Origin of the sequence: Photobacterium rosenbergii (genome assembly GCF_033022775.1) — a bacterium.
Taxonomy (GTDB): Bacteria; Pseudomonadota; Gammaproteobacteria; order Enterobacterales; family Vibrionaceae; genus Photobacterium; species Photobacterium rosenbergii_A.
Genome location: NZ_JAWJZI010000004.1, coordinates 461,467 through 485,523, shown reverse-complemented (window position 1 = coordinate 485,523; position 24,057 = coordinate 461,467). Strand labels below are relative to the sequence as shown.

General features: G+C 51.2%; 18 protein-coding genes. 6 read left to right on the top strand and 12 right to left on the bottom strand.

Annotated elements, in window-relative coordinates; genetic code table 11:
* The first annotated feature begins 6 nt into the window (after window positions 1–6).
* Window positions 7–1,014 (top strand): LacI family DNA-binding transcriptional regulator, encoded by a 1,008-nt coding sequence (locus tag R2X38_RS13005; RefSeq protein WP_317522673.1) that lies wholly within the window; start codon window positions 7–9, stop codon window positions 1,012–1,014.
* A gap of 182 nt (window positions 1,015–1,196) precedes the next feature.
* Here R2X38_RS13005 and R2X38_RS13000 read toward each other — a convergent pair whose 3' ends face one another.
* On the bottom strand, window positions 1,197–1,859 hold the full coding sequence (locus tag R2X38_RS13000; protein WP_317522672.1) for a CatB-related O-acetyltransferase: 663 nt from the start codon (window positions 1,857–1,859) through the stop codon (window positions 1,197–1,199).
* A 295-nt stretch (window positions 1,860–2,154) separates the two neighbouring features.
* Here R2X38_RS13000 and yieH point away from each other — a divergent pair, with 295 nt between their 5' ends.
* Window positions 2,155–2,823, top strand: a complete 669-nt coding sequence (gene yieH / locus R2X38_RS12995) for a 6-phosphogluconate phosphatase (RefSeq protein ID WP_317522671.1) — start codon at window positions 2,155–2,157, stop codon at window positions 2,821–2,823.
* 64 nt (window positions 2,824–2,887) lie between these two features.
* Here the strand turns inward: yieH and R2X38_RS12990 are convergent, their stop codons facing one another.
* Complete coding sequence (locus tag R2X38_RS12990; protein WP_317522670.1) at window positions 2,888–4,252, bottom strand: tetratricopeptide repeat protein; 1,365 nt, start codon at window positions 4,250–4,252, stop codon at window positions 2,888–2,890.
* Window positions 4,253–4,515: 263 nt separating this feature from the next.
* On the opposite strand from R2X38_RS12990, the gene R2X38_RS12985 reads away from it, so the two are divergent.
* Window positions 4,516–4,944, top strand: a complete 429-nt coding sequence (locus R2X38_RS12985) for a DUF3302 domain-containing protein (RefSeq protein ID WP_317522669.1) — start codon at window positions 4,516–4,518, stop codon at window positions 4,942–4,944.
* Complete coding sequence (locus R2X38_RS12980; protein ID WP_317522668.1) at window positions 4,944–6,074, top strand: HlyD family secretion protein; 1,131 nt, start codon at window positions 4,944–4,946, stop codon at window positions 6,072–6,074. Before R2X38_RS12985 ends, R2X38_RS12980 begins: the two co-directional genes overlap by 1 nt.
* Window positions 6,075–6,177: 103 nt before the next feature.
* Here the strand turns inward: R2X38_RS12980 and R2X38_RS12975 are convergent, their stop codons facing one another.
* The 4 genes from R2X38_RS12975 to R2X38_RS12960 form a co-directional block, all read right to left on the bottom strand.
* Window positions 6,178–7,188 carry a LacI family DNA-binding transcriptional regulator gene (locus R2X38_RS12975; RefSeq protein ID WP_317522667.1) on the bottom strand — a complete coding sequence of 337 codons (1,011 nt, stop codon included), beginning with the start codon at window positions 7,186–7,188 and terminating at the stop codon, window positions 6,178–6,180.
* A 285-nt stretch (window positions 7,189–7,473) separates the two neighbouring features.
* Window positions 7,474–8,550, bottom strand: a complete 1,077-nt coding sequence (locus tag R2X38_RS12970; RefSeq protein WP_317522665.1) for a porin — start codon at window positions 8,548–8,550, stop codon at window positions 7,474–7,476.
* 165 nt (window positions 8,551–8,715) lie between these two features.
* Window positions 8,716–9,732 (bottom strand): nuclear transport factor 2 family protein, encoded by a 1,017-nt coding sequence (locus R2X38_RS12965; protein ID WP_317522664.1) that lies wholly within the window; start codon window positions 9,730–9,732, stop codon window positions 8,716–8,718.
* Between the two features lie 95 nt (window positions 9,733–9,827).
* Window positions 9,828–11,120: an MFS transporter gene (locus R2X38_RS12960; protein WP_317522663.1), complete on the bottom strand. Its 1,293-nt coding sequence runs from the start codon at window positions 11,118–11,120 to the stop codon at window positions 9,828–9,830.
* 353 nt (window positions 11,121–11,473) lie between these two features.
* Between R2X38_RS12960 and R2X38_RS12955 the strand changes: the two genes are divergently transcribed.
* Together R2X38_RS12955 and R2X38_RS12950 are read left to right on the top strand one after the other, a co-directional pair.
* Window positions 11,474–13,033 (top strand): sodium:solute symporter family transporter, encoded by a 1,560-nt coding sequence (locus tag R2X38_RS12955; RefSeq protein WP_317522662.1) that lies wholly within the window; start codon window positions 11,474–11,476, stop codon window positions 13,031–13,033.
* 9 nt (window positions 13,034–13,042) lie between these two features.
* Window positions 13,043–14,413: an L-serine ammonia-lyase gene (locus R2X38_RS12950; protein WP_317522661.1), complete on the top strand. Its 1,371-nt coding sequence runs from the start codon at window positions 13,043–13,045 to the stop codon at window positions 14,411–14,413.
* A 90-nt stretch (window positions 14,414–14,503) separates the two neighbouring features.
* Here the strand turns inward: R2X38_RS12950 and R2X38_RS12945 are convergent, their stop codons facing one another.
* From R2X38_RS12945 to putA, 6 genes are all read right to left on the bottom strand, one after another.
* Entirely contained in the window at window positions 14,504–15,577 is a 1,074-nt protein-coding gene (locus R2X38_RS12945; RefSeq protein WP_317522660.1) for a porin, read from the bottom strand.
* 311 nt (window positions 15,578–15,888) lie between these two features.
* Window positions 15,889–17,697: a chitinase gene (locus R2X38_RS12940; RefSeq protein WP_317522659.1), complete on the bottom strand. Its 1,809-nt coding sequence runs from the start codon at window positions 17,695–17,697 to the stop codon at window positions 15,889–15,891.
* A gap of 36 nt (window positions 17,698–17,733) precedes the next feature.
* Window positions 17,734–17,862 (bottom strand): hypothetical protein, encoded by a 129-nt coding sequence (locus R2X38_RS12935; RefSeq protein WP_317522658.1) that lies wholly within the window; start codon window positions 17,860–17,862, stop codon window positions 17,734–17,736.
* 325 nt (window positions 17,863–18,187) lie between these two features.
* Window positions 18,188–19,684 carry a sodium/proline symporter PutP gene (gene putP / locus R2X38_RS12930; RefSeq protein ID WP_317522657.1) on the bottom strand — a complete coding sequence of 499 codons (1,497 nt, stop codon included), beginning with the start codon at window positions 19,682–19,684 and terminating at the stop codon, window positions 18,188–18,190.
* Between the two features lie 136 nt (window positions 19,685–19,820).
* Window positions 19,821–20,513: an aldehyde dehydrogenase family protein gene (locus R2X38_RS12925; protein ID WP_317522656.1), complete on the bottom strand. Its 693-nt coding sequence runs from the start codon at window positions 20,511–20,513 to the stop codon at window positions 19,821–19,823.
* 28 nt (window positions 20,514–20,541) lie between these two features.
* Window positions 20,542–23,676, bottom strand: coding sequence for a bifunctional proline dehydrogenase/L-glutamate gamma-semialdehyde dehydrogenase PutA (gene putA / locus R2X38_RS12920; RefSeq protein WP_317522806.1), 3,135 nt, complete (start codon window positions 23,674–23,676; stop codon window positions 20,542–20,544).
* Between the last annotated feature and the right edge of the window lie 381 nt (window positions 23,677–24,057).

The window sequence follows — 24,057 nt, the reverse complement described above, 5'->3', positions numbered from 1 at the left end:
GAAGTAATGGAAAAAATGGAAAGAAAAAAGGCAAATTCACTGGATGTCGCTAAGCTGGCAGGTGTATCACAGGCTTCTGTTTCACGGGCATTCTCACCGGGTAGTTCGATTTCTCCTGCAAACAAAGAAAAAATACTCAAAGCGGCAAAACAACTGAATTATGTCCCCAATGCCATGGCAAGAGCGCTGATTTCCAATCAGTCCAACTGTATTGCCATTGTTCAGCCCATTGCCTCAAATCCTTATTTTTACTCAAAAGTATTGCAAGAGTTGCTCAATTTACTGCAAGCAGAAAACCAACGAGTGGTGCTGTTTAGCCAGGATGATAAGGGGGTTGATGATATTCTCCCTATCATCGACCAATATCAGGTCGATGGGGTGATTATGGCTAGTGCCAATATCGATGCTAAATTGATTAATCAGTATGTGAACCGGGGAATTGAATTCAGCTTCATCAACCGGCATGTCCCAAATGTGTACGCGAGTTCTATTTGTACTGATAACAAGCAGGCAGCAAAAGATATCGTCAAGTATCTGGCCAACAAGGGGCATAAAACATTCGCCTGTATCGCCGGGGATGGCAAGGCATCAACAGCCATTGACCGAGTGGCTGGGTATCGTGAGCAAATTGAATCGATGGGCTTGTGTGATCTTGGCGTGATTTACGATGCGTTCTCAGTTGAAGGCGGGGTCAATGGATTCAATAAGCTTAAAGAACAAGGTAAGGCATTGCCTGATGCCATTGTTTGCGGAAACGATGAAGTGGCAATTGGTGTCATCAACGCAATAACGCAGAGTACGAAGTTAATCGTAGGAAAAGACATCGCTATCACCGGATTCGATGATATTGATGCAGCTTCCTGGCCTACTTACGGATTAACGACTATGAGGCAACCACTCAAAGCATTGTGTGAGTTAACTGTCACCGATCTACTGAGCCGAATACGAAATCAAGATACGGAACCTAGCCAGAAGAGCATCCCTGGCGAGCTAGTGATTCGACAATCAGCGTGACTCATTTTCCCCTACTGTTAGGGAACCATTTGGTGCGGGGGAGTGAGTATTTACGTAAATACTCACTGCTTTTAGGGCCCTGTTCAGAATGTTTGTTGATAGGCTAAATGATCATCACATCGAAATTTACAACCCGGAGGGATGGTCCGAGCTGCTTATCTATCCGTCCAGGGAAGGGAGGCTTACTGCTCAAATTGCAGATACCGCTCGTACAACGCATCGATATCGTTACTGCACATAACATCCATATTCTGCTGCAATTGTTTTATCGACCAATCCCACCATTTCATTTCCAGCAGTTTGGCAATGTGCTCATCACTGAATCGCTTTTTAACCTCCTGGCTCGGGTTTCCCACAATCACCGCATAAGGCGCGACATCTTTGGTCACCACCGCCCTAGCGCCTATGACCGCACCATCTCCTATTGTTACCCCGGGCATGATGACACACTCACTGCCAATCCAAACATCATTGCCTATCACGGTGTCGCCAGCTCGTTCGAAACCGGATTTCACCTTATCGCCGAATTTACCCACATCGAAAGGAAACGAGGAAATCCAATCATGGCGGTGACCCTGATTGCCCGCCAGCATGAAGGTCGCACCAGACGCAATCGAGCAGTACTTGCCAATGATCAGCTGGTCAACTTCGCCGAAGATCCCCGACTCCCACACCGCCCGGCTCGAGTGATCCCCCAGCAGATAGCGGACGCAGTGATCCTCGAAATGCTTGTCATGATAATAACCGGAATAATACGTGTGCTCCCCGACCGAAATATTCGGGTTCTTCACATGTTCCCTGACTTCATAGCCGCCAAGCCATGAAGGAAAAATGGATGAAGTCATAGCCACCCCTTATAATTGCCACTGCTGCTTTTTTACTTCTTTTGCCAACAAGTATAGTGACGATAACCACATCCATAAATGGCAACCTTTGATAAAGGTCGAGCAAATCACTGCAACCAAACTTAGTACAGGATTAAACGCTATCAACACCGCCAACTTAATGCGCGCAGATTCAAATAATTCTTGTCATTTTATAGGCGGTTGGCGATGTAGCTAGCAAAACGCCAATCTCTGTATTGTCGAAAACGCAGGGCTGGATTAACAATCAAGACAGCGAGATAGACAGGATAAGAATATGAGTAAGGATCAGCCCTATCAAACCCGCTGCGTCATCTTTGACTGCGACGGTACCTTGGTAGACAGCGAGCGGCTGTGTAACCAAGCACTAGTGAACATTTTTTCCCGGCTTGGCGGCAAGCTGAGCCTCGACGAATGTATTGAGCACTTCCAAGGCGGCAAGATTGTCGATATCCTCGCCGAAACCCGCCGCCGCACCGGGGTAACCGTGTCTATCGATACCCTAGAGCCGATGTACCGGGAAGAATGCCGCAAGCTGTTCAATGAGCACCTGACACCTATCGCAGGTGTACCAGACTTGCTAGAAGCGCTCACCCAGCTAGGCATAGATATGTGTATTGCCTCCAATGGCCCGGTTCACAAGATGGAGCATACCCTCGGCCTGACCAATATGCTGCACTATTTCGAGGGCAAGCTGTTCAGCGGGTTTGAAGCCAGCAGCTGGAAGCCAGATCCGGACTTGCTCCATTTTGCCGCGATGAATATGGGCTACCGGCTACAAGACTGCGTGTTTGTCGATGATACCTCTCGCGGTGTACAGGCCGGACTCAACGCTGGGATCCCCACGTTCCATTATGCGGCCCCCCATGCGCCTGAAATCAAAGATCCCAGGGTGATCACCCTGACGGAAATGCCGCAACTGCTGGACTATATCCGCGCCCAATAACAATAAAAAGCCCACCGGAAGAGTCACATCGGTGGGCCTTTATCCATGCAGTCAAGCGTTGGTGTTAGTCGCTATTTTCTCTTTTTTGCTTGTTTTCATTCTCTGCCAGCAGACTATCCCATGACGTCTGCCAAGATTGCTGCTGGTAACCCGACATAGGTGAGTGACGGCTATCGGTACCAAACGTCATCCCGGTATCGGTACTCAAGATCTGGCTACCCTTGTTCAAATCAGTCTCTGCAGTCTTTGTATGGGTATCGAAAGCTTCTGTTGCTTTAGATCCGGTTGATACCGTTGAAGATGAAGCTTGCTCGCCAGCTCTCTCCTTTTCCACTGGCTGCAATGTCGCCATTTCAGTTTCCAGCTCACCCAGTGCCAAGGTCTCGAGCATCTCGTCTGTTGGTCGATATCCCTTGCGGCCATAAAGCTTATCGAGCAAGTTGATCACCGAGTGGGCTTCCAGATCCTCGCCTTGCTTAAGCAGCTTATAGACTCTGTTCGCCACATTCTGTACCCCGAGGATGGTATCAATATCAAGCTGCTGTACCACCTCATCCCGTGCATCCTTGGCTTGTTTGTAACCATTTACATACGCCAAGGAGTACCAAATATAGGCGATTGAGGCATCGGCCATGGTGTCCCGGTTGTGCATTTTCGCCACCAGCAACTGGGCTTCACCTTCGCCTCGCTCTGCTGCACGCTCCAGCCAATAAAGCGCACGGCTGCTGTCTTTACTCACCCCGATCCCCGCCTGATAGCAAAATGCCGTCTTCATGAAGCCGTTAATATCACCCTGCTTAGCGGCACGGAAACGCCACAAGAAGGCTTCCAACGGCTCATGGGGCTGCGAAAACTCCGAAAGATACCAATCGCCCAGGAACAGCATCGCGCCCAACAACTCTTTATCAGCGGCCTGCAATACATTTTCCAGCCCAGCCTCGACATCTATCTCGGTTCCCTGCCCGCGGATCTGCAACAGGCCAAGCTCAAACAACTCTTTGGCCTCGCCACGCTTGGCCTTGACCACCTGCTCCCAATATTGCGATTTGGCTTCGCCATCCGGATCGTCAATATCGGCACGGCACAAACGGGCCAAAGCGTTCTGGGCAATAATATTGTCGAGCTTAGCGGCTTTTTCGTACCAGTTGATGGCTTCACGGACATTGGTGAGCTCATATTCTTTGGCCAAGGATAACTGGCTGGAGACATGCCCGGTCTGAGCCTTGAAGATCTTTTCTTCGCGCTCAGCTATCTTAGCTTTTTCCAGCACCTGCTGGTATCGGGCTTCTTTCTGTCGTTTCTCTACTAACGACTGCTGTTGTTTACCCTGAGAAGTGAACACGCGATACAGGATCCACGCCAGTAGGCCCGCTGACAGGCCGGTTATAACCATTAGATAAGGCATATCCCCTCGATACTCAGTATTCATTTTTCCATGTTACCGAACACAACTGCGGTATTCGGTGAGACCACCCTCTTTTTACAACCCTCTTTGGCAAAAAGTCGTGGCCTTTCTCTCGCTGACTCTCTATATCGACCAAAATGTCAAAAACTGGAGAACAAATTCCCTAAAAGTATATTACCAGCCCGCCTTTACCTTGCAGAAACCTGTCGAAATAAAGGCAACAAAAACAAGCATAAAAGTAAATCAGTGCTAAATTTGAAAGTGATCACCAAGGACAAGGAGCAAGGATGTTTCTCGACTATTTTGCCTTGGGCGTATTGTGCTTTGTCGCGGTCTTCCTGTTCTACGGGATCATCGCCATTCACGATATCCCCTACGAAATCTCTAAAAAGCGCAACCACCCCCACCAGGATGCCATCCACTACGCTGGCTGGGTCAGTTTGTTCACCCTGCATGCCTTGTGGCCTTTTCTGTGGATCTGGGCCACTTTGTGGCGCGAAGACAGGGGCTGGGGGTTTACCAAAATCCAGAACGAACAAAACGAGCTGCACCATGAAATCTTGAAGCTCTCGGAGCAGGTCGAACACCTGACGGGAAAAGTGGCTGAGCTGGAAGTCATGCAGGCCAAACATGGCACCGCGCCAAACGTGGACACCAAGAGTGCGGACACAAAAAAAGATAACACGGGCAATAACCCGCAGGAGGATGAGCGCTAATGGATTTATTACTCATTCTGACCTATGCCGCGCTGTGTATTGCGGTGTTCAAGATCTTCAACATCCCGCTTAACAAATGGACGGTACCGACAGCGGTACTCGGCGGCATTATCCTGATCGGCACCCTGATTTTGCTGATGAACTACAACCACCCGCACAGCAACATGGGCGGCCAGTTTTATGTTACCACCCCAATTGTATCCGGTGTCAGAGGCAAGGTGATTGAGGTCCCCGTTGAGCCCAATACCCCCATCAAAAAGGGCGAGGTGCTTTTCCGCATCGACCCAACCTTGTATGAAGCCGAAGTCCAGCTTCAACTGGCTGCCCTTGCCGAAGAAAAACAAAATGTCATGGGGCTGGAAGCGGCTTACCATGCCGCCAAGGCCAGCACCGAGCGAGCCGTTGCGGAGCGGGATAGAACCCTCACCCAGTTCGAGCGCTATGAAAAGGGCTACAAGCGAGGAGCCTTCACCAAGTCGGAACTGGACAACCGACGCCAGTTCTACCGTAGTGCCGAGGCCTCACTCGCGGCTGCGCGGGCAGAAGAGCAGCGCGCCAAGCTAACCTACGAGTCGCAGATCATGGGCGAAAATACCGCTATCGCCAAGGTAAGGGCGCAGCTGATCCAGGCCCAGTTTAACCTCGAGGAAACCGTGGTCCACGCCCCGACCGATGGCTATGTCACCCAGGTGACCTTGCGCCCGGGAATGATGGCCGTGCCCCTGCCGCTCAAGCCGGTGATGACTTTTATTCATCAGGAAGAGCAGTTTTTTATCGGCGCCTTCAGGCAGAATTCCTTGCTCAGGCTGCGGCCCGGCTTCAAAGCAGATTTTATCTTTCGCGCCCTGCCCGGCAAGACGTTTCAAGGTGAGGTGGTAGAGGTATTGCCCGCTATCGGTGAGAGCCAAGTCCAAGCGGCGGGTGTGCTATACGGCAGTGACTTATTACTGCGCCAAGGCCGTCCGTTGGTCAAATTAAAAATCACCGATGATCTGAGCGAGTACCATCTACCGCAAGGGGCCAATGTCGAAATCGCCGTTTATTCCGACAGCTTCGAACATGTGTCGGTAATGCGAAAAGTGCTGATCAGGATGAAGAGCTGGCAAAACTACCTGTTTCTTGATCATTAATCTGGCGTTACTTTGCTAACAAATAACAAGATGCTGATTTTTAGCCAATTGCAACCGCAATTGGCTTTTTTTTTCTCAAGCCTGTCGTTCTTCTATGCAAGCCCTACGCTTTTTTCAACGTACCTCGGTCAACCAGCTCCACCGGGATCATCAGCTTAACCAAAGCGCGGTCTTCAGACTGTACCTGATTGAGCAGTAACTTAACCGCCTCTTTGGCCAGGCGGTTGAAATCCTGCTTAAACGTCGACAGTTGATAACCCAGCCAACTAGCCTGAGGGATATCATCAAAGCCAATCACTTGGATATCTTCAGGGATCGACAAACCAAACTCGCTCCGCGCCACATCCATCAGGGCAATAGCCAAGGTATCGGTCGAGCAGAAAAACGCATCAGGATGGTTATCTTCCGACAATACCGCACGAATACCGTCTAGCGCCTGCTCATAGACATAACTGGTTTGGATATCACGGGGGGTTTGGCCAATCAGTGTCTGCAACTCGTCGGTAAAACCATCAAGGCGCTCGGCATTGGTATAGGCAGGAATATCACCGGTCAGGTAAGCCGGTTGCTTGGCGCCTCGTTCAACCAAGGCCCGGGCGGCCATTTTACCAGCGCTGTAGTTATCGCTGATCGCCGAGCTGCACTTGGTGCCTTCCTCGACACGGGCGAACTGGACGATAGGAATATTGAAGTCGCGGCACTCTTCGTAGAGGGCAGTATTGAACTGGGCGGATGCTGCCATCACACCGTCAACACGGTATTGGAAAATATTCGGGATCGAGTGCTGCTGCTGGGCATCGAGCTCCCATGGGATCAGCACTGCTGAATAGCCATTTTTCTGCAGCTCTTTACTGAGCAACTGCAGGGTTTCCATATGGATCGGGTAATCCGAGTCAGGGAAAACCAAACCAATCAGCTTGGATTCATTGGTGGTCAGACTGCGGGCAAAGGCATTGGGGCGGTAATTCAGCTCTTTGGCAGCGGCAAACACCTTTTCTCGGGCTGCAGCAGAAACAGAACTCCCATCAATGAATACTCGGGACACAGTTGATTGGGAAACGCCAGCAAGCTTTGCCACATCACTAGCGGTAACTGGTTGTTTTTTAACAGACATATAGGGAATTCAGTTGAGATTACTGTGCTAATTATACCAAACAACCCTTTGAATGCGCATGCAAATTTTATGACCTCAAGGAAAAACAATAATGCCTCAGCAAGCCATACTGCGAGCGTGACTAATATCAACAATCAACAACTGCAATAAACAGTAGCAATGAAATCGCGGCGAAAGAACGCATATAAGAAAACCGCCACCAGCGTCCGGACTGGTGGCGGTTTGATCGGTAGGTTCCTATTTCAACTCCGCAATGCGGATATCTTCTGCTTGGTGGGTAGCCAATTAGAAGTAGTAGCGGATACCTGCAGAGAACTTGTCATCAGCATTGACAAACTCGGTACCGCTCAACTTATCAGTCCCTTCATCGAACTGATACTCAGCCCAAAGCAGGAACGTATTCTTGGTAAAGTGGTATTCAACACCCGGGGTAAACGTCTTGCGCTCGTAACCTTTAGCACGGCCGTCAGTTTCAGTCATATAGTTGGCGTTGAATGTGGCACGGAAGCCATTATCAAAGTGGTAATGAGTGTACAGCTCACCACCGCGGGAGTCGAAGAACTCCTTGTTGCCTGCAACCTCCCAGCTATCCGCCACGTGGTAAGTTAATCCCAGGAAGTAATTCTCGGTTGCGTAGTTAAGACCTAGCAAACCAATACGGGCAGTATCGCCATCCTTCATATTGCTCTGATCAACGCCAACCAGATCTGTCACTTCATTCTGATGGTAAGCCGCACCAACAGTCAGGCCCGGTGCTAGCGGGTAAAGAACCGATGCGCCCATACCGTTCTTCAATGTGGCTGTTGCATCACCAGCTAGCGCAACATCAGTACGTGTTGTCTGGTAAGTAAAGCCGTATTTCAGATCACCCAGATTGTTACGGTATGTCAGCGAGTTTGCCGCTCGGCCAGTACCACTACTGATCCCCCAGTCGGCAAGGTTGTATACATTGGAACCTCGGGTACCGTAAGTACGGCCCATATCGGTAAACCATACAACATCGTAGAAGGTAGACCACTGCTTGGTACCCGCGGCGATCTTGCCGTATTTGTCGTGCTCGACACCGGCATATAGCAGGCGGTCGTAAATATCGCTGCCATTTGAGCCAGAGTTGTAGCCCCACTCAGCATGGCCGAAACCTTCCCAGCCATTATCGAGTTGCTTAACGCCTTTTAGGCCGAAACGCGAACTGCCGCTGTTCCATACCGGCTCAGAATCACCACCATTGTCTTGGTAGCGCGCTTCAAAACGGCCATCGATGGTCAGGCTGTCACCGTTATCATTAACAAAAGTGTGGGCAGCTACTGCAGAGCCAGAAGCCAGAGCAGCCATTACAATCAGAGATAATTTTGTCTTATTCATCATACTACTTGTCTCAAAATCAGGCGCCAGCCACCCTCAGGCTGGCATCCCGACAAATTGATAAATATTGTTTTTTTAGTCGTAAAAAAGGGCGCCCCGAAGGGACGCCCGACGTCGCACAGGCGTGCTATCTTTCACAAGAGGAAACGGTGGAGCTGCGGCTAATTAAAGCGCTGGGTTCATGATTTGCTGAGTACGCTCAAACACATCCAGACCCTGCTGCTTCAGCCAGTATGGTAGGTCGATCAGTACCCAGTTCTCAGACAGTTTGTCGCCGTCACGGTAGTAAACGTCAACCACCTGCATGTCAGCACGGATTTCACCGCCAGGCATACCTAGGAAACCACCGATTGGCGTGTTAGATAGGTTTGGCCAGCCGAAGAAGCAAGAGAAGCTACCTTCAGCGAAACGACATACGTGACCGTTGAACTTCTTGTCTTTCAGGTTGTTACGGAACGGCAGCTGGTGCTGCTGCTGGTAACGCGGGATAGTGTAAGACGCACCGATACCGCATGGGCCGTACCATAGCATGTCTTCAGACCAGCTCTTCGCCAGTACTTCTGGTGGGCAACCCATAGCGCCGCTGTCGTTCAGGGCAGATAGGTCAGCAACCATCTTGTTGACTAGATCCAGTGTCGCCTGGCCTTCTTCTGGCGCTGCGTCTTCGAACAGTAGGCCGTCGTGGTTACGAGGACCAGGGTAAACGAAGTGCTTACCTGTTGATGGTGGTAGTGGGTAGCAACCCGCTTGGTCCATCACGCCTAGTAGGTCTAGGAACAGGCCAGTTTTAGTGATCTTGCCGTTTTCAACACAGTTGAACTCGGCGTAACGGGTGTTCATGATCTTGCCAGTTGGGCGCATGCCTAGGTATTCAGCATCGAACAGGCCTAGGAAGTGACCCATGCTCATTACCCAAGTTTCACCCGGGGTCACTTCGTTTTCGCCACCGATGAAGATGTCTTGACGACGCTGCATGCGAGTCATTGACTTCATTAGTGGAGCCCAGAATACGTCAGCAGCTGCTTGTGCGCCTTCTTGCTCACGGAACGGGTAAACACCGCGCCATAGGTAATCTTCAGAAGTGTGTGCTTTCAGTACTTCAGCAACGTTTTCGTGAGTTGCTTTTTCCATTGCATCGAAATATTCACGGACGATGCGCTTAGCTTCTTGATACTTGCTCATTTTGCAAATTCCTATCTTTACTCAGTGGCTAAATAGCTAACCAAAATTCTGTTATTCAGTGTCGGACCCAGCACCGCTGGGCCCCGTGTATTCAATTAAGCGGTCGCTGCAGCTTTCTCTTTCTTAGAGAAGATGCCTTTTTTCAGCGTTTCAGGTAGGGATAGCCATAGTAGGCCGGCCAGTACCCAAACAATTGGTGAGCCCCACATGGCGGTTTGCAGGTCTGAGCGCTCCTGGATAAAGACCAGTACCATTGGCGCCCACATACCGATCAGACGGCCACCGTGGAACAGTGCGGCACCGAAGCTGCGCAGGTGTGCAGGGAACAATTCAGAGAAGTAACCACCCCATACTGCACTTGAAGCCAGGCCGAAGTTGTAAATCAAGCCAAGGATTGCCAGCAGGTTAAGGCCCATGAAGCTCACATCAGAAGGCGCTACGAAGAAGATAGACGCCATGATACCGGCAAGGATGAAACCGAATGCGTTGACCTTACGGCCCCACTTGTCGGCAATCGCACCCCATACCCAGGCACCCAGCAAGCTACCGAAAGCAGAGATTGAGAAGATGATGCCCATAGTCTGGCCATCGAACATACGTACTTCTTTCAGGTACGTCGTCACGAAACCGTTGAAGAACTGGAAGCCGTAGAAGTTAAGGCCCGAAAGCAACAGACAGGTTAGTGTGATGCGCAGGTTGCGGCCGCGGAACATCTCGCCCCAAGAGCCCTTCTTCGCTTCAACTTCTTTACCACTGTCGTCAGTTGCCACTTCCTCACCAAACGCAATCACTTTCTTGTCGCTTGGCAGGATGAAAATCATTGCTACCGCAGCCACTAGCGGTGGGATACCACCTACCAGCATCATGTTTTCCCATGCTGCGTTAATGCTTGAAAGATATGCTGCATACGCACCCATCGCCATGACAGCCACAGAGAACATAGATGACGCAAATGCCGTCAATTTACCGCGTACTGAGTCGGTAAACAGGCCGATCATCAATGAGACCGCAACCGTAAAGTAGCCACCCAAAGCGATACCAACGATAAAACGCATTGCCGCCCAGCCTTCGTAGCTGGTAAAGGTCATGTTAAGAATTGTCGCAGCACCGTTGATAGCGGTAATCGTGATCAATACGTTTTTCTTACCGAAGCGGCTGGCAAACCATGCACAGCTCAGTGCACCGAGCAGTGCCCCCAATGACTGCCAGGTGTAGAACTGGGCGGTGTGGGCAAGGGTAATGCTGTCATAAGCATCGACAATGTAGGGACGGACGTAATCAATTACTACGAAGTTGTAACAGTAGAACACGTAACCGACCAAAATAGCCAGGTAGGCAGCTGCGCGTTGCACCATTGGAACTTCGTTCATGTGTTTCTTGGTTGTCATGAGCGAATAATCCTCTAAATTTATTTGTATCACCCATGTTAATAACTTGGATGACCGAAACCGTGTAGGGAGGTTTTGCCCCCTCCGCTTTCTGGTGGCAGATATTACACAGTTCGAGAGGGTAAAAACCGTGACACAAATCAATTTTGCATGAATGCGCACCCAAAAATGATTTTCATGAGATCTTGATCACACACTGTATGCATTTCAGCCAAAACAGACCAAAAACCCGTCAAGATTGATCCTGATCACGCAAATCCACCAAGTAATTCCCAATTTGAGGCGGTTTTATGTACTATCCACAGCGATAATTATTCGGGCAACGCCCATAGAAACAACAAGGCAAACCCATTATGGTTGCGTATTCAAGCGTTTTGGTGGTGCTGGTTTATCTAGCATTTACCATTTTTATCAGTTACTTAGTGAACAAGAGATCGTCTAATCGCGGCGACTTTTCGACTGGCGGAAAGCAGTTTGGCTGGTTAACGGTGGGAATTTCTATCCTGGCGACCTACATCAGTGCCATGACCTTCGTCGGTATGCCGGGCTGGGTATACAGTGATGGCATGCAGGCGATTGCCATCCACCTCAACTACCCTATTGTGATTTTCTTCAGTGTGGTGTTCTTCATCCCTATCTTCTACAAGCTGGGTCTGACGTCTATCTACGAATACCTGGAGCATCGCTTCGGGGTGATCACCAGAACCATTAACTCATTGGTTTTTATAGTAGTTCAGTGCATTGCATCAGGTATTATCCTGTACGCGGTTTCACTGATTCTGGTGCGGATCCTACCAATTAGTGTTGAAGAAGCGATCATCTATATCAGCTTGTTTACCGCGCTTTATACCTATGCGGGCGGGATTTCCACCGTTATTTGGACGGATGTGATGCAGTCTGGCTTCCTACTGGCTGGATGTGTTGCGATATTCGCGACTTTGGTGATTAACCTACCAGATTTGGGTGCGCTCCCAGAACTATCACAAGCAGTTGAAACCAAGCTGTCGATGGCAAACCTGTCCACCAGCTTTGGCGATGACACCACACTGATGGCCGGCCTCATTGCAGTCAGCTTCCTCCATTTGAGCGTTTACGGCTCCAACCAGTTGATTATCCAGCGCACGCTGGCAACCCGCTCGGTGGAAACGGCGCAGAAATCAATGCTGGTATGTGGCTACGGTGCGTTTTTCATCTACCTGTTTTTCAGCTTGATGGGAGTGCTGCTGTTTGTGTTTTACCAGGGTCAGCCGTTTGAAAACAGTAACGATGTTATTCTCGACTTTGTCTTCAACCATACCCACCCATTGATTGTCGGGTTGATCATGGCCGCGCTCTCAGCCGCAGCCATGTCGACACTGGACTCGTCGTACAACTCAATGGCAACCGTGGCGACCTTTGATATTTACAAGCGCTTTATCAAACCAGATCAAGACAATGCCCATTATGAAAAAGTGGCCCGCCGTCTGAGTCTGAGCTGTGCGGTACTGGTGGTGGTCCCTGCGATGCTGGCCATCTCCAATGAAAGCGTACTCAAAAGTATTGCCAGCCTGACCTCCATCTTTGTCGGGATCCGCCTCGGCTCTTTCTTACTGGGGATCTTTTCACGTACCTCCAACGAAGCCGGCATCATCGCCGCCAGTATCACCAGTATCTTAGCCATTCTGGTCTGTCAGTCTGCCGGTATTGCCTGGCCATGGTATGCCCCGGCCGGCACCATGGTATTCATTGCCACCGGGCTGATTGTCAGCCGACTAAAAGGACAAACAACGGCAAGCCAGCTTGCCTTTTTCGAGCAACAAAAACGCCTCTACCAAGCGCCAACAACCAGCCAATACATGCTGTTAGTTTTTGCCGCTTTTACCGTATTGGCGTGTTTCTTTCTGCCAAACTTATTAATAGATGTGATTTTTTAAGGAAAGACCATGCTATCTATTTTCGATATCTACAAAGTGGGTGTAGGCCCGTCCAGCTCCCACACTAACGGGCCTATGCTGGCCGGATTTGATTTCTGCCAGAAAGTGGATGGCATGCTGGGCGATGTGGCCCGGGTTCAAGTGGATCTGTACGGCTCTTTGTCACTGACAGGCAAGGGCCACCACACCGACCGAGCTTCAATTCTCGGGTTGATGAACAACAAACCAGATGCCATTGATATCCAAGCGGCCAACCAGGCTATGGCCGATGGCATTGCCAACAACACCTTGTTACTTGCCGGTAAGAAGACCATTACTTTCAATGTCGATACTGACATGCTGTTCCATAGCGACAACCTGCCGTTGCATGAAAACGGTATGACCATTACTGCCTTCGACCCAGCCGGCAACCCACTTTTCATCGAGACCTACTATTCGATTGGCGGCGGGTTTATTGCAACGGCCGACGAGCTGCAAACCGGCAAAGCCACCAGCGAAGTGACTGTGCCGTTCGAGTTTAAATCGGCGGAAGATATCCTCACCATTACCGAGCGCGAAGGCTTTAGTATCGGGGCCATGTTCCTGCGCAACGAGCTGGCATTCCGCAGCCAGCAAGAACTGGACGCCAAGGCAAGCCAGATCTGGCAGGTGATGTCGGACTGTATGGCCCGTGGTTTTGAGACCGAAGGCGTACTGGAAGGTGGCCTGCATGTGGTTCGCCGTGCACCGGCCCTACTGAAGAAACTCGAGTCCAACCAGGAGATCGAGAACGACCCTATGGTGGTATTGGACTGGGTCAATGTGTTCGCTTTTGCCGTCAGCGAGGAAAATGCCGCTGGCGGACAGGTGGTGACCTCACCAACCAACGGGGCTGCCGGGGTGATCCCAGCGGTACTGATGTACTACAACAAATTCATCCGCGAGCTAGACCAAAAACAAATCAAAGACTTCCTTGCGGTCTCAGCTGCCATCGGCATGCTGTACAAGATGAATGCATCGATTTCTGGCGCCGAGGTGGGCTGCCAAGGTGAGATCGGCGTATCATCTTCGATGGCAGCGGCGGGACTGACAGCCATTCGCGGCGGCAGCAACGAGCAAATTTGCATGGCGGCTGAAATTGCCATGGAGCACTCACTGGGCATGACCTGCGACCCAATCGGCGGCCTGGTGCAAATCCCTTGTATCGAGCGCAATGCCATGGGTGCGATGAAAGCAATCAACGCTTCGCGCATGGCCCTCAAGCGCAACAGCAAGTCGCGCATCTCGCTCGATAAGGTGATTGATACCATGTACCAAACCGGTAAGGACATGAACAAGAAATACCGCGAAACCTCACTCGGCGGCCTGGCGATGATCCACCTCGCTCCACCTTGTGAATAGAACACATTGTGAATAATGAACCTTGCGAGTAAACACCATTAAAAAAGGCTGGCAACAATGCCAGCCTTGTATCAATGCTGTAAAGCAAAATTAGAACGCCCAGGCGAAGTTGAAGCCACCACCGTTATCGGTACGGCTAGGTTCACCGCTGAACTCGTTAAGCTCGTTGCGCTTAACTTCCAAGGACAAGGTTGCACCTGGAGTGAAGGCGTAAGACAGGCCCACTGCGTACACTTGGCGGTCGCCATCTACGCCATTTTCACCGTCGAAATCAACGTGTGAAGCATAAGCATATGGGCGAAAGCCTGATTCAAGTGCGTAGTGCGCGTAAACATCAACTGCATCGGCATCAGCCCACTCAGCGCGAGGGCCGCCTTGTAGGCCGGCTTTGTGGATGTTTTCACCCTTGGTGTAAACCGCAGCAACCTTCAGGCCACCAGCGACATACTGGCCGCCGACAGTCAGTGCTGTTTGCTTATCACCGTCTTCAAGGCCATTCACATCAGTCGTATTAGAGACTTCTACCTTGTTCTCAAGGTAAGCCACACCCAGGCTTAGGCCAGAGTCAAAGTCGTAGCTGGTCGATAGCGCGTAGTTATAATCACGCTTAACGTCACTTGTCTCACCGTCACTGGTAAAACCGTAGTGCGCCGATACGTTCACGCCGTTGTCACTGTAGCGGTAAGCCACCAGGTTGTCACCACGGCCCGTTGCCGCGAAGCCACCGTCAGTACCTTCAGAGTAAATCGGTGTCGCATCCGGATCGATAATGATCAGGTTATCCATGTAGCGGGCAACATCGTGGTATGCCGACCACTGCTTACCGAAACGCAGGTTGCCCAGTTCATCACTGTTAATCGACACATAACCAAGACGGTTACGGAAATTGTTTCGGCCAGACGTGGGGCTATTGAGGAACTGATCCCATTCGAACTTGGCGTCCATGGTCAAACCTGGTTGGATTTGACGCTCAACGCTCATGTTTAAAATACTACGGCTGGCAGAGAAAATGTCATCTTCGCCGAACACCGGCTGGAAGGCATCAAGAACAAAGACACCACCGATATCAAACTTTGTTTGCTCATCTTCATAAAGGGTGAATGCTGACGCTTGACCAGCCAGTAAAAGTGTGGAGATGACAGCAGAGCAGATTTTCAACTTCATTTAACAGGTACTTCTAGTGATAATTTAACAGTAATGCGTGATTGCCAGCACAAACTATCAGAACCCCTGCAGCAATGTAATAGCAAACTAGTACAAGATTGAGCTTAATTTGTATCTAATTGTTCATAAAATGAGTATATATCTATTAAAATCATCATCTTAAACAGAAAAAGCGTACTGGGGGATTTTTTGGCCCGAGTTGTTCAAGTGGTCAATATTCAGTCAAATTCACTGTCAAAAATTTCCTTTTCAGATAAAAAAACGGCACTCAGTTGCTGAGCACCGCATAAATTAGTTTCTAATCATATCAGCTATAGCTTGATCCAAGCATCTTGCCATGCATATCCCTCACCAGGCTTGTAGGCTTCCGCAACACCGCACCAACCACTGTAAGGAAACTCTTTGCATTCATAGTTCTCACCCAAGTTGGTGACGCGCTCACCCTCGACATAGTTTTTGCCGAGCTCCCAAGCCGGGTATTCACCCGTTGAAGCCGGTTTGATCACTAAGTTGTGTGAAGCCGAAACGGGCTCATTAACGCTGTCCGTAACATCCAGCCAGACCGTGGCTGTCGTATCACTCTCTACAGCTGGGGCGACAAAACTGGCCGAGAGGCTGTCGTTGGCTACATCCAGCGAGATACCGTTTGAGGCACGCCAGTTAAAGGTAAACTCGGTATCGTCCGGATCTTCTACCGTTGCCTTAATAACCGCAGTTTCGGTTGCTTTGACAGATTGCGGCCCAGCTAGCGCTACCGTTGGCGGGAAGTTATCAGGAGCAACTTTGGCAGTAATGGCCATGATATCCGACGCCGTTTCACCGTCATTATCCGTCACAGTTAGCTCAAAACGATACTGAGTTTCGGTCTCTACCTTGGGCACAATGACAGAAGCCTTGGCTTGATTGGCCTGACTGATTTCAAGGGTATTGCCGAACACCTGCAGCCATTGATAGCTGACAATTTCACCATGGGGATCATTTGAGCCGCTACCATCGAGCGTGACCTTGGTGTTATCCGAGAACAAGCTAATATCACCACCGGCATCAGCGGTAGGCGGCACACCCTCGAGATCATTGATGATATTGACATCGAATTTATCTTCGACACACTTGCGATAATCCCCTTCGACGAAGGCAGAAAATGGGCCTTGGTAGGCCACCAACTGGCACTTGTAGGTTTGGCCTGTCGGTGTATCCGGTGTCCAGCCCCAGTCCTCTTCCCAGTGAACGTTGAGAGCGCCGGCACCGCCAGCATCGAAGGCCTGCATATTGGCACAGCCCAACACCTCGTCGTCTGGCACGGGCACATCAAGATAATTGGCAAATTCACGGTAGTAATCGATCCGGTTCTGCGACTGGATATGCTCACTCGAACCGCCACACTCAACGCCGCCGTTGATGATCATGGTAGTCACCCCGAACCCGGGCACCAGGCCGGCGTTCAAGTCAGCCTGGTTTGGCTGCCAGGTGCCGTCGAGCACATGCAGCATACTGGGTTTGGGTGGCTGCGGGTAAAGATAGAAGAACACCGCACTGGCCAGGTTAAGCCAAGAGTCTGCCACCAGCTCAGGTTCGTTGAGCAGCTTTTCGACATTGCCATAGATGGCGTGGGAAAATGGACCATAGTTGTAGTTGTAGCTCAGCTGCTTGGCACCGCGGCCGAAGTAGCTCTTGTAGGAGCCATCTTCAAACTGACCGCACGGATAGGCCTCACCCTGCCACAAGCCCGGGTCACAAATCCCGTACCCGCCGGAAGTGCCTTCGCTCCAGCCCACCTCACGCAAATAGTAAAGCCCCTGACGCCACTCGGGATATTCGCTGTAAGCATTATGACCGCCAGTTTCCTGGGTAAAGTGGGCAAACATGGTCGCCAGCGATTTACGGCAAATCGCCTCGGCATCCCTGCCATCATCATAATTCCCGCAAAACGCCGGGAACTTGCCGATCCCCTTGAGGAAATTGAGATAGGTATATTGCGCGTGGCGCTCAACAAAGAGGTAATTCCAATCCGCTTCACTGATCAACGATTCGACCCGTTTTACGTTGTCCGGGTTGTTCGGATTGCCCACGGTGATCGCCTCGACAGCGTCGTTGTCCAAGGTACGGATTGACTCCAACACCAATGCCAGCCCTTCGGGCTGCTCTGCGATAATGGCTTATTCATCGGCCAGCACATCACTGAGCAACATCTCATAGGGTTCGGCATTGACTGCCGCACTTGCCATACCCATAAGGGCCATTGCGATACTGGTGCAGACCACTACTTTTTTCTGTTTTATTTTCATATCCTTATCCATTCCATTCACACCAAGCCACCTAACGAAACACCATATCGACAGGCGACACAAGCATTAATAAGCTCATAAATTGTGCGGGATTGAGAATGAAAAGAAACGCGAAAATCTCGTCAAAATCAAAAATGCGGAATAAGTATCACGTCGTATAAATGCGTATTTTGGCCTTGCATTTACCAAGTTTATTTATCGGGGGAAGGCATAATAAAAACAGATAGGATGGCCTGTTCATTTGATTACCGGACATAAAAAAACGGCTTCCCTGATGGGAAGCCGTTTCTGTATTTTGAGTTAGCCGGTTAGCTATTCCAACAAATTATTTAAACTCTACCAAGTTCTTCTGGTAAGTCTCGAACTGATCTTCAACCGCCTTCGAGGCGCCGCCAGTTGCCTTACTCACCGCCACAATGGCGATAGTGGCAAAGATAAAGCCTGGGACAATTTCGTATAAGTCGAAGATACCGCCAGTCAGCTGTTTCCAGATCACCACGGTCATGGCACCGATAACGATACCTGCCAAGGCGCCGTTGCGGTTCATTTCTTTCCAGAACAAACTTAGCAGCAAGGCCGGACCGAATGCCGCACCAAAACCAGCCCACGCATAAGACACCAGCCCCAGCACCGTGCTGTCAGGGTTCATCGCCAGCAGCAAAGCAATCACGGAAAGCACGATCACAGCAATACGGCCCACCGTCACGATCTCTTCCGATGTAGCCTGCGGGCGAAATACCTGCTTGTAGAAATCCTCAGCCAGTGCCGACGAAGACACCAACAACTGGGAGTCAGCAGTACTCATGATTGCCGCCAGAATCGCCGCCAGCAAAATACCGGCAATCACTGGGTGGAACATCGAGTTCACCAACAACATGAAGATACGCTCACCGTCATCCAGGTTGCCTGCCAGTTGGTTATCAACAAACAAGATACCTACTAGGCCAACCAGGATCGCACCGGCCATTGACAGTGCCGTCCAGCCCACTGCTATGCGGCGCGCGGTGCTGATGTCTGCATTGCTGCGGGTCGCCTTAAAACGCGCTAGGATGTGCGGCTGGCCGAAGTAACCCAAGCCCCAAGCAGCTAACGAGATTATTGCAATCGCCGATAGCGGCTCACCCTTGATATCATTAAACAGTGTCATCAATTCTGGGTTTTTGGCTTCCAACGCTATCGCCAGATCGCTTGGGGTGCCGTTCATCGCTGCAATTGGCACAATCAACAGTGCCGCAGACATCAACAAGCCCTGTACCAAGTCAGTCCACGATACCGCCAGGAAGCCACCGAACAGGGTGTACGACACCACACACACCGTACCGACAACCACCGCGATAGTGTAATCAAGACCGAAGACTGTCTCGAACAACTTACCGCCAGCAACCAAACCCGAGCTGGTGTAGAAAAGGAAAAACAACAAGATAAAGAATGCTGAAATAGTTTGGATCAGCTTGGATTTATCGTCGAAGCGACGGGCCAGGAATTCCGGCATGGTCAATGCGTTATCTGTTGTAATACTGTAGGTACGCAGTCGTTTAGCACAGATCAGCCAGTTCAGCCAGGTACCCAGCAGCAGACCTCCTGCCAGCCACAGAGACTCCATGCCAGCGGCATAGGCGTAGCCAGGCAGACCCAGTAGCAACCAGCCACTCATATCCGACGCACCGGCAGACAGCGCAGCAGGCCACGGCCCTAATGTACGACCACCCAAGAAGTAATCCGCTGAGTTCGACGTGCGTTTATACGCAATATAGCCAATGGCCAACATGCCAATTAGGTAGGCGATAAACGTTGCTGTAATAGCAAAGCTATTCTCTATCATTGTTTGAGTTCCCTCACTTAAAGCCCCCGTCCATAGCGGGGGCATTTTGGTTATAGCGCTGACAATCAGCGATGGGTTGATTGGTGGCCGCCAGCAGGTTGCAAGCTAGTCCCCTGCATCAAGCGGCCAACCCGGGTTAGTGTTCCTCACCACTCCCCAACTCAAGCAGGGTGGCGTTGCCACCGACAGCCGTGATGTTGATCGTCCGTGTCCTCTCGGTCACGAAACGCAGTGAGTATGTCGGGCTGCCGATCACCGGTAGCTTGTCGAGATCAGTTTCACTGATCAGCTGAGCAAGCAGGCCGTCTCGGGCAGCAAGTTGGCGCGCAAGCGCCTGGGTTGTCGACAGCTTGCCGGCATAGGCCACACCCGCGATCGCAGGGTGGCTAACCAAGTCGGCGAGCTGATCATTATCGATAGCGGTGATCACACCGCCAGCACAGCCGCTTTGCTCCAGCTGCGCCACGATCTCTTTGGCCTTGAGCGGATAGTCCGCTGGCAGGCAAACAAAAACGGTATTGCCGGTTACAAGCGCGGCAGTCAGCTGACCGACCACTGCCACCAGCGAGGTGTCGCTATCGGCAGTGACGATGAAGCTACCGCGGCCAGCGCAGTAAAGCTCATTCGTTTCACCCGTCGGGCCCGGCATCAACAACGTCGAAGCCACATGCTCTTCGGCATGCTGGCACTGGAATTCCACCATGGCGCGGCATTCAGCAGTCAGTTGATCGGTCCAGTGGCGCAAGATGCGGGTACGGGCTTCATAACCCAGATTGTTCCAACCTTCCCATGCCGCCGAGCTTGTATTTACCAATGTTTGAATAGTCATGATCACTCCTTAAATTTCTCGACGGCCATTAGGCTTCAACACAATCTTGGGTAAAGCGGTATAGGTAGTGCGGGCCACCAGCTTTCGGGCCGGTGCCTGACAGTCCCTGACCACCAAATGGCTGGACGCCAACTACCGCACCAACCTGATCACGGTTGATGTAGCAGTTACCGACACGGGCACGGCGCTCAATATGGCTATAGGTACGCTCGTTACGGCTATGTACCCCCATAGTCAGGCCAAAGCCGGTTTGATTGATTTGGTCGATGACCTGATCCAGCTCATTGGCCTTGAAGCGGACGATATGCAAGATCGGGCCGAAGTTTTCATTTTCTAGAACATCGATAGATGGGATTTCAAACGCCGACGGTGGCACAAAGTCACCGTGCTGGCAGCTATCCGGAATCGTAGCCTGCGCCACCAGCTTGGCTTGGTTTTTCAGCGACTGGATATGAGTCAGTAGCTTGTCGCGCGCCGTTACATCAATCACCGGACCAACATCAGTACTGTGCAGCTCAGGGCGACCGACAGACAACTCAGCCATCGCCCCTTTGATAAGACCTATTACCCGGTCGGCGATATCCTGCTGGATAAACAGCACACGCAATGCCGAACAGCGCTGGCCCGCCGAGGCAAATGCCGAACGCACGACATCACGTACCACCTGCTCAGGCAGGGCGGTACTGTCGACCAGCATGGCATTCTGGCCACCGGTTTCTGCGATGAAAGGAACTGGTTCGCAATCTCGGGCTGCGAGGCTGCGGTTGATACGCTGGGCGGTTTCGGTCGAACCGGTAAACGCTACCCCGGCAATGCGCGGATCTGAAGTCAGTGGTGCACCCACCTCGGCACCAGTACCCGGCAACAGCTGAATAGCGCCGGTAGGTACGCCAGCTTCCAGCATCAGCTCGATAGCACGGAAGGCAATCAACGAGGTTTGCTCAGCCGGTTTGGCTACTACGGTATTACCCGCAACCAGCGCGGCAGACACCTGACCAAGGAAGATCGCCAGCGGGAAGTTCCATGGGCTGATACAAGCGAAGACACCGCGGCCCTGGTAACTCAGCTGGCGGGTCGTGCCGTCAAAGCCCATCACAGGCTTCGGCTGGGAAAACTCCTCGGCAGCCTGGTTGGCGTAGAAACGGCAGAAGTCCACCGCCTCACGAATTTCATCAATACCGTCCTGGATGGTTTTACCCGCCTCACGATGGCAAAGGGCCACCAACTCACCGGTATTCTCTTCGAGCAAGTCAGCCAAACGCTGCAGACACGCAGCACGCTCGGCAGCAGGAAGTGCGGACCACTGCGGATAGGTATCCGCCGCAATAGAAATGGCTTCATTGACTTGGGCAGCATTGGCAAATGCCACATTACCGACGCTTTCGCGGCGATCATAAGGTGCCGTGACCGCAAATACCCTTTCACCAGCCTGCAAAGCAACGCCGTTGATAATAGGACCGGCCTGCCACTGATGATCGGCAAACGCCTGAACAGATTCACTGAATGGCTGCCATTGCGAGGCGATCTCGATATTCACACCGGCCGAGTTCTTACGCTCTTCACCGAAAATTTGCGGCGGCAGCGGGATCAAACCATTGTGCAGGGTCGGGCGCGATTTCAGAGTATCGACCGGATGCTGGATCAAGCTTTCCACCGGGCAGTTGGCATCGACCAAGCGGTGGACAAACGAACTGTTAGCACCGTTTTCCAGCAGGCGGCGAACCAAGTACGGCAGCAAATCTTTGTGGCTACCGACCGGCGCATAGATCCTGACATTGGTCTGGTGCATCTCCATCACATGGTTATAAAGCGCATCGCCCATACCATGCAGGCGCTGGAATTCAAAATTACGGTGTGATTGTGCCATCGCCATGATTGCCGATACCGTGTGGGCGTTGTGGCTAGCAAACTGCGGGTAGATAAGACCGTTGAGGTGTGACGCCAGCAAGAAGCGCGCGCACGCCAAGTATGAAGCATCGGTGGCTTCTTTGCGGGTAAACACCGGATAAGCGCTATAACCACTCTGCTGTGACAGCTTCAGTTCGCTATCCCAGTATGCGCCTTTCACCAAACGAAGCGGGATCACATCACCCTGCTCCTTGGCCAGCGCTGCCAACCAGGCCAGTACCGGCAAGGCACGTTTCGAGTAAGCCTGTACCACCAAGCCAAAGCGGCCCCAGCCTTTGACTTCTTCCGAGCGGTAAAGCTTTTCGAACAGTTTCAGTGACAGTTCTAGACGATCGGCTTCCTCGGCATCGATAGTAATACCGACATTGAGCTCACGGGCACGCTTCAATAGCGAAAGTACCGACTGGTACATTTCATCCAGCACACGAGCTTCGTTCGCTACGTCATAGCGTGGATGCAGGGCTGACAACTTGATAGATACAGTTGGATCCGGCGAGCGGGTGTTGCTGCCTTTTTCACTGGCATAGCTGTCACGACCGACCGCTTCGACAGCCATGACATAATCTTTGAAGTATTTTTGCGCATCCTGGGCAGTCAACGCGGCTTCGCCCAGCATGTCGAATGAGTAAGTAAAGCCTTGGTCGCGCTTGCCTTTACCGTTCTTCATTGCCTCGGCAATAGTACGGCCCAGCACGAACTGGTGGCCCATGATCTTCATGGCTTGGTTCATGGCCTGGCGGATCACCGGTTCGGACATCTTGTTGACAAGGCGGTTGATAACATGGCTAGGGGCGCCATCTTCCTTGGCGTCAAGGCTAACCACCTTGCCGGTCAACATCAGGCCCCAGGTAGAGGCATTCACAAACAGTGAATCGGAGTTTTTCAGGTGAGATTTCCAATCCGCCACACTGAGCTTGTCACGGATCAGGGCATCGGCTGTCGCTGCATCTGGAATGCGCATCAGCGCCTCGGCCAGACACATCAGCAGGATCCCTTCTTTGGTGTCCAGGCTGTATTCAAGCAACAGGGCATCAATCATCTGGATTGCATTCTGATCAGCCCTTACCCGCTCGATCAAGCTGGTGGCCTGTTCAGACGTAAACTGCCTCTCCTGCTCTGTTGGCTCGGCCAACGGCATCAACTGCGCTAGCCATTGTGACTCATCCACGCTGTATAGGGGTGAAATCTGTGACCAGAGCTCATCCAGTGGACGCTCAATAAAACCAGGCTGAAGTACTTCTGCCGCATTGAACATAGTGATTCCCTCAATAGTATGCCGGATCAGGCAGACAGCACTTTTCATTACATGCAGCCCCCCAACCCGAGAAAATGTTACATCAGTGTTACCATTGAGGGGATTTTATTTCCCGCCACTCCGATAGTCTTGCTATATTCTCCGATACTTTTTAGAAAAAGTCCGGCATTTAACAATAATTGACAGGGATTTTTTAGAAAATGTGCATTTTTCCGTAACCTGCGGTCAAATTTTACTCAAGAATCACGCAATTTCGGAACAATGATCAAGAGATAGCGGAAGCATGATCAAGTATGATCAACAGAGAAATATATGCACAGAAGCAAATAGACAGGTAAAAAGGCCGCGGGACTGACGTTGCTTGCTACAAATAGGCAACAA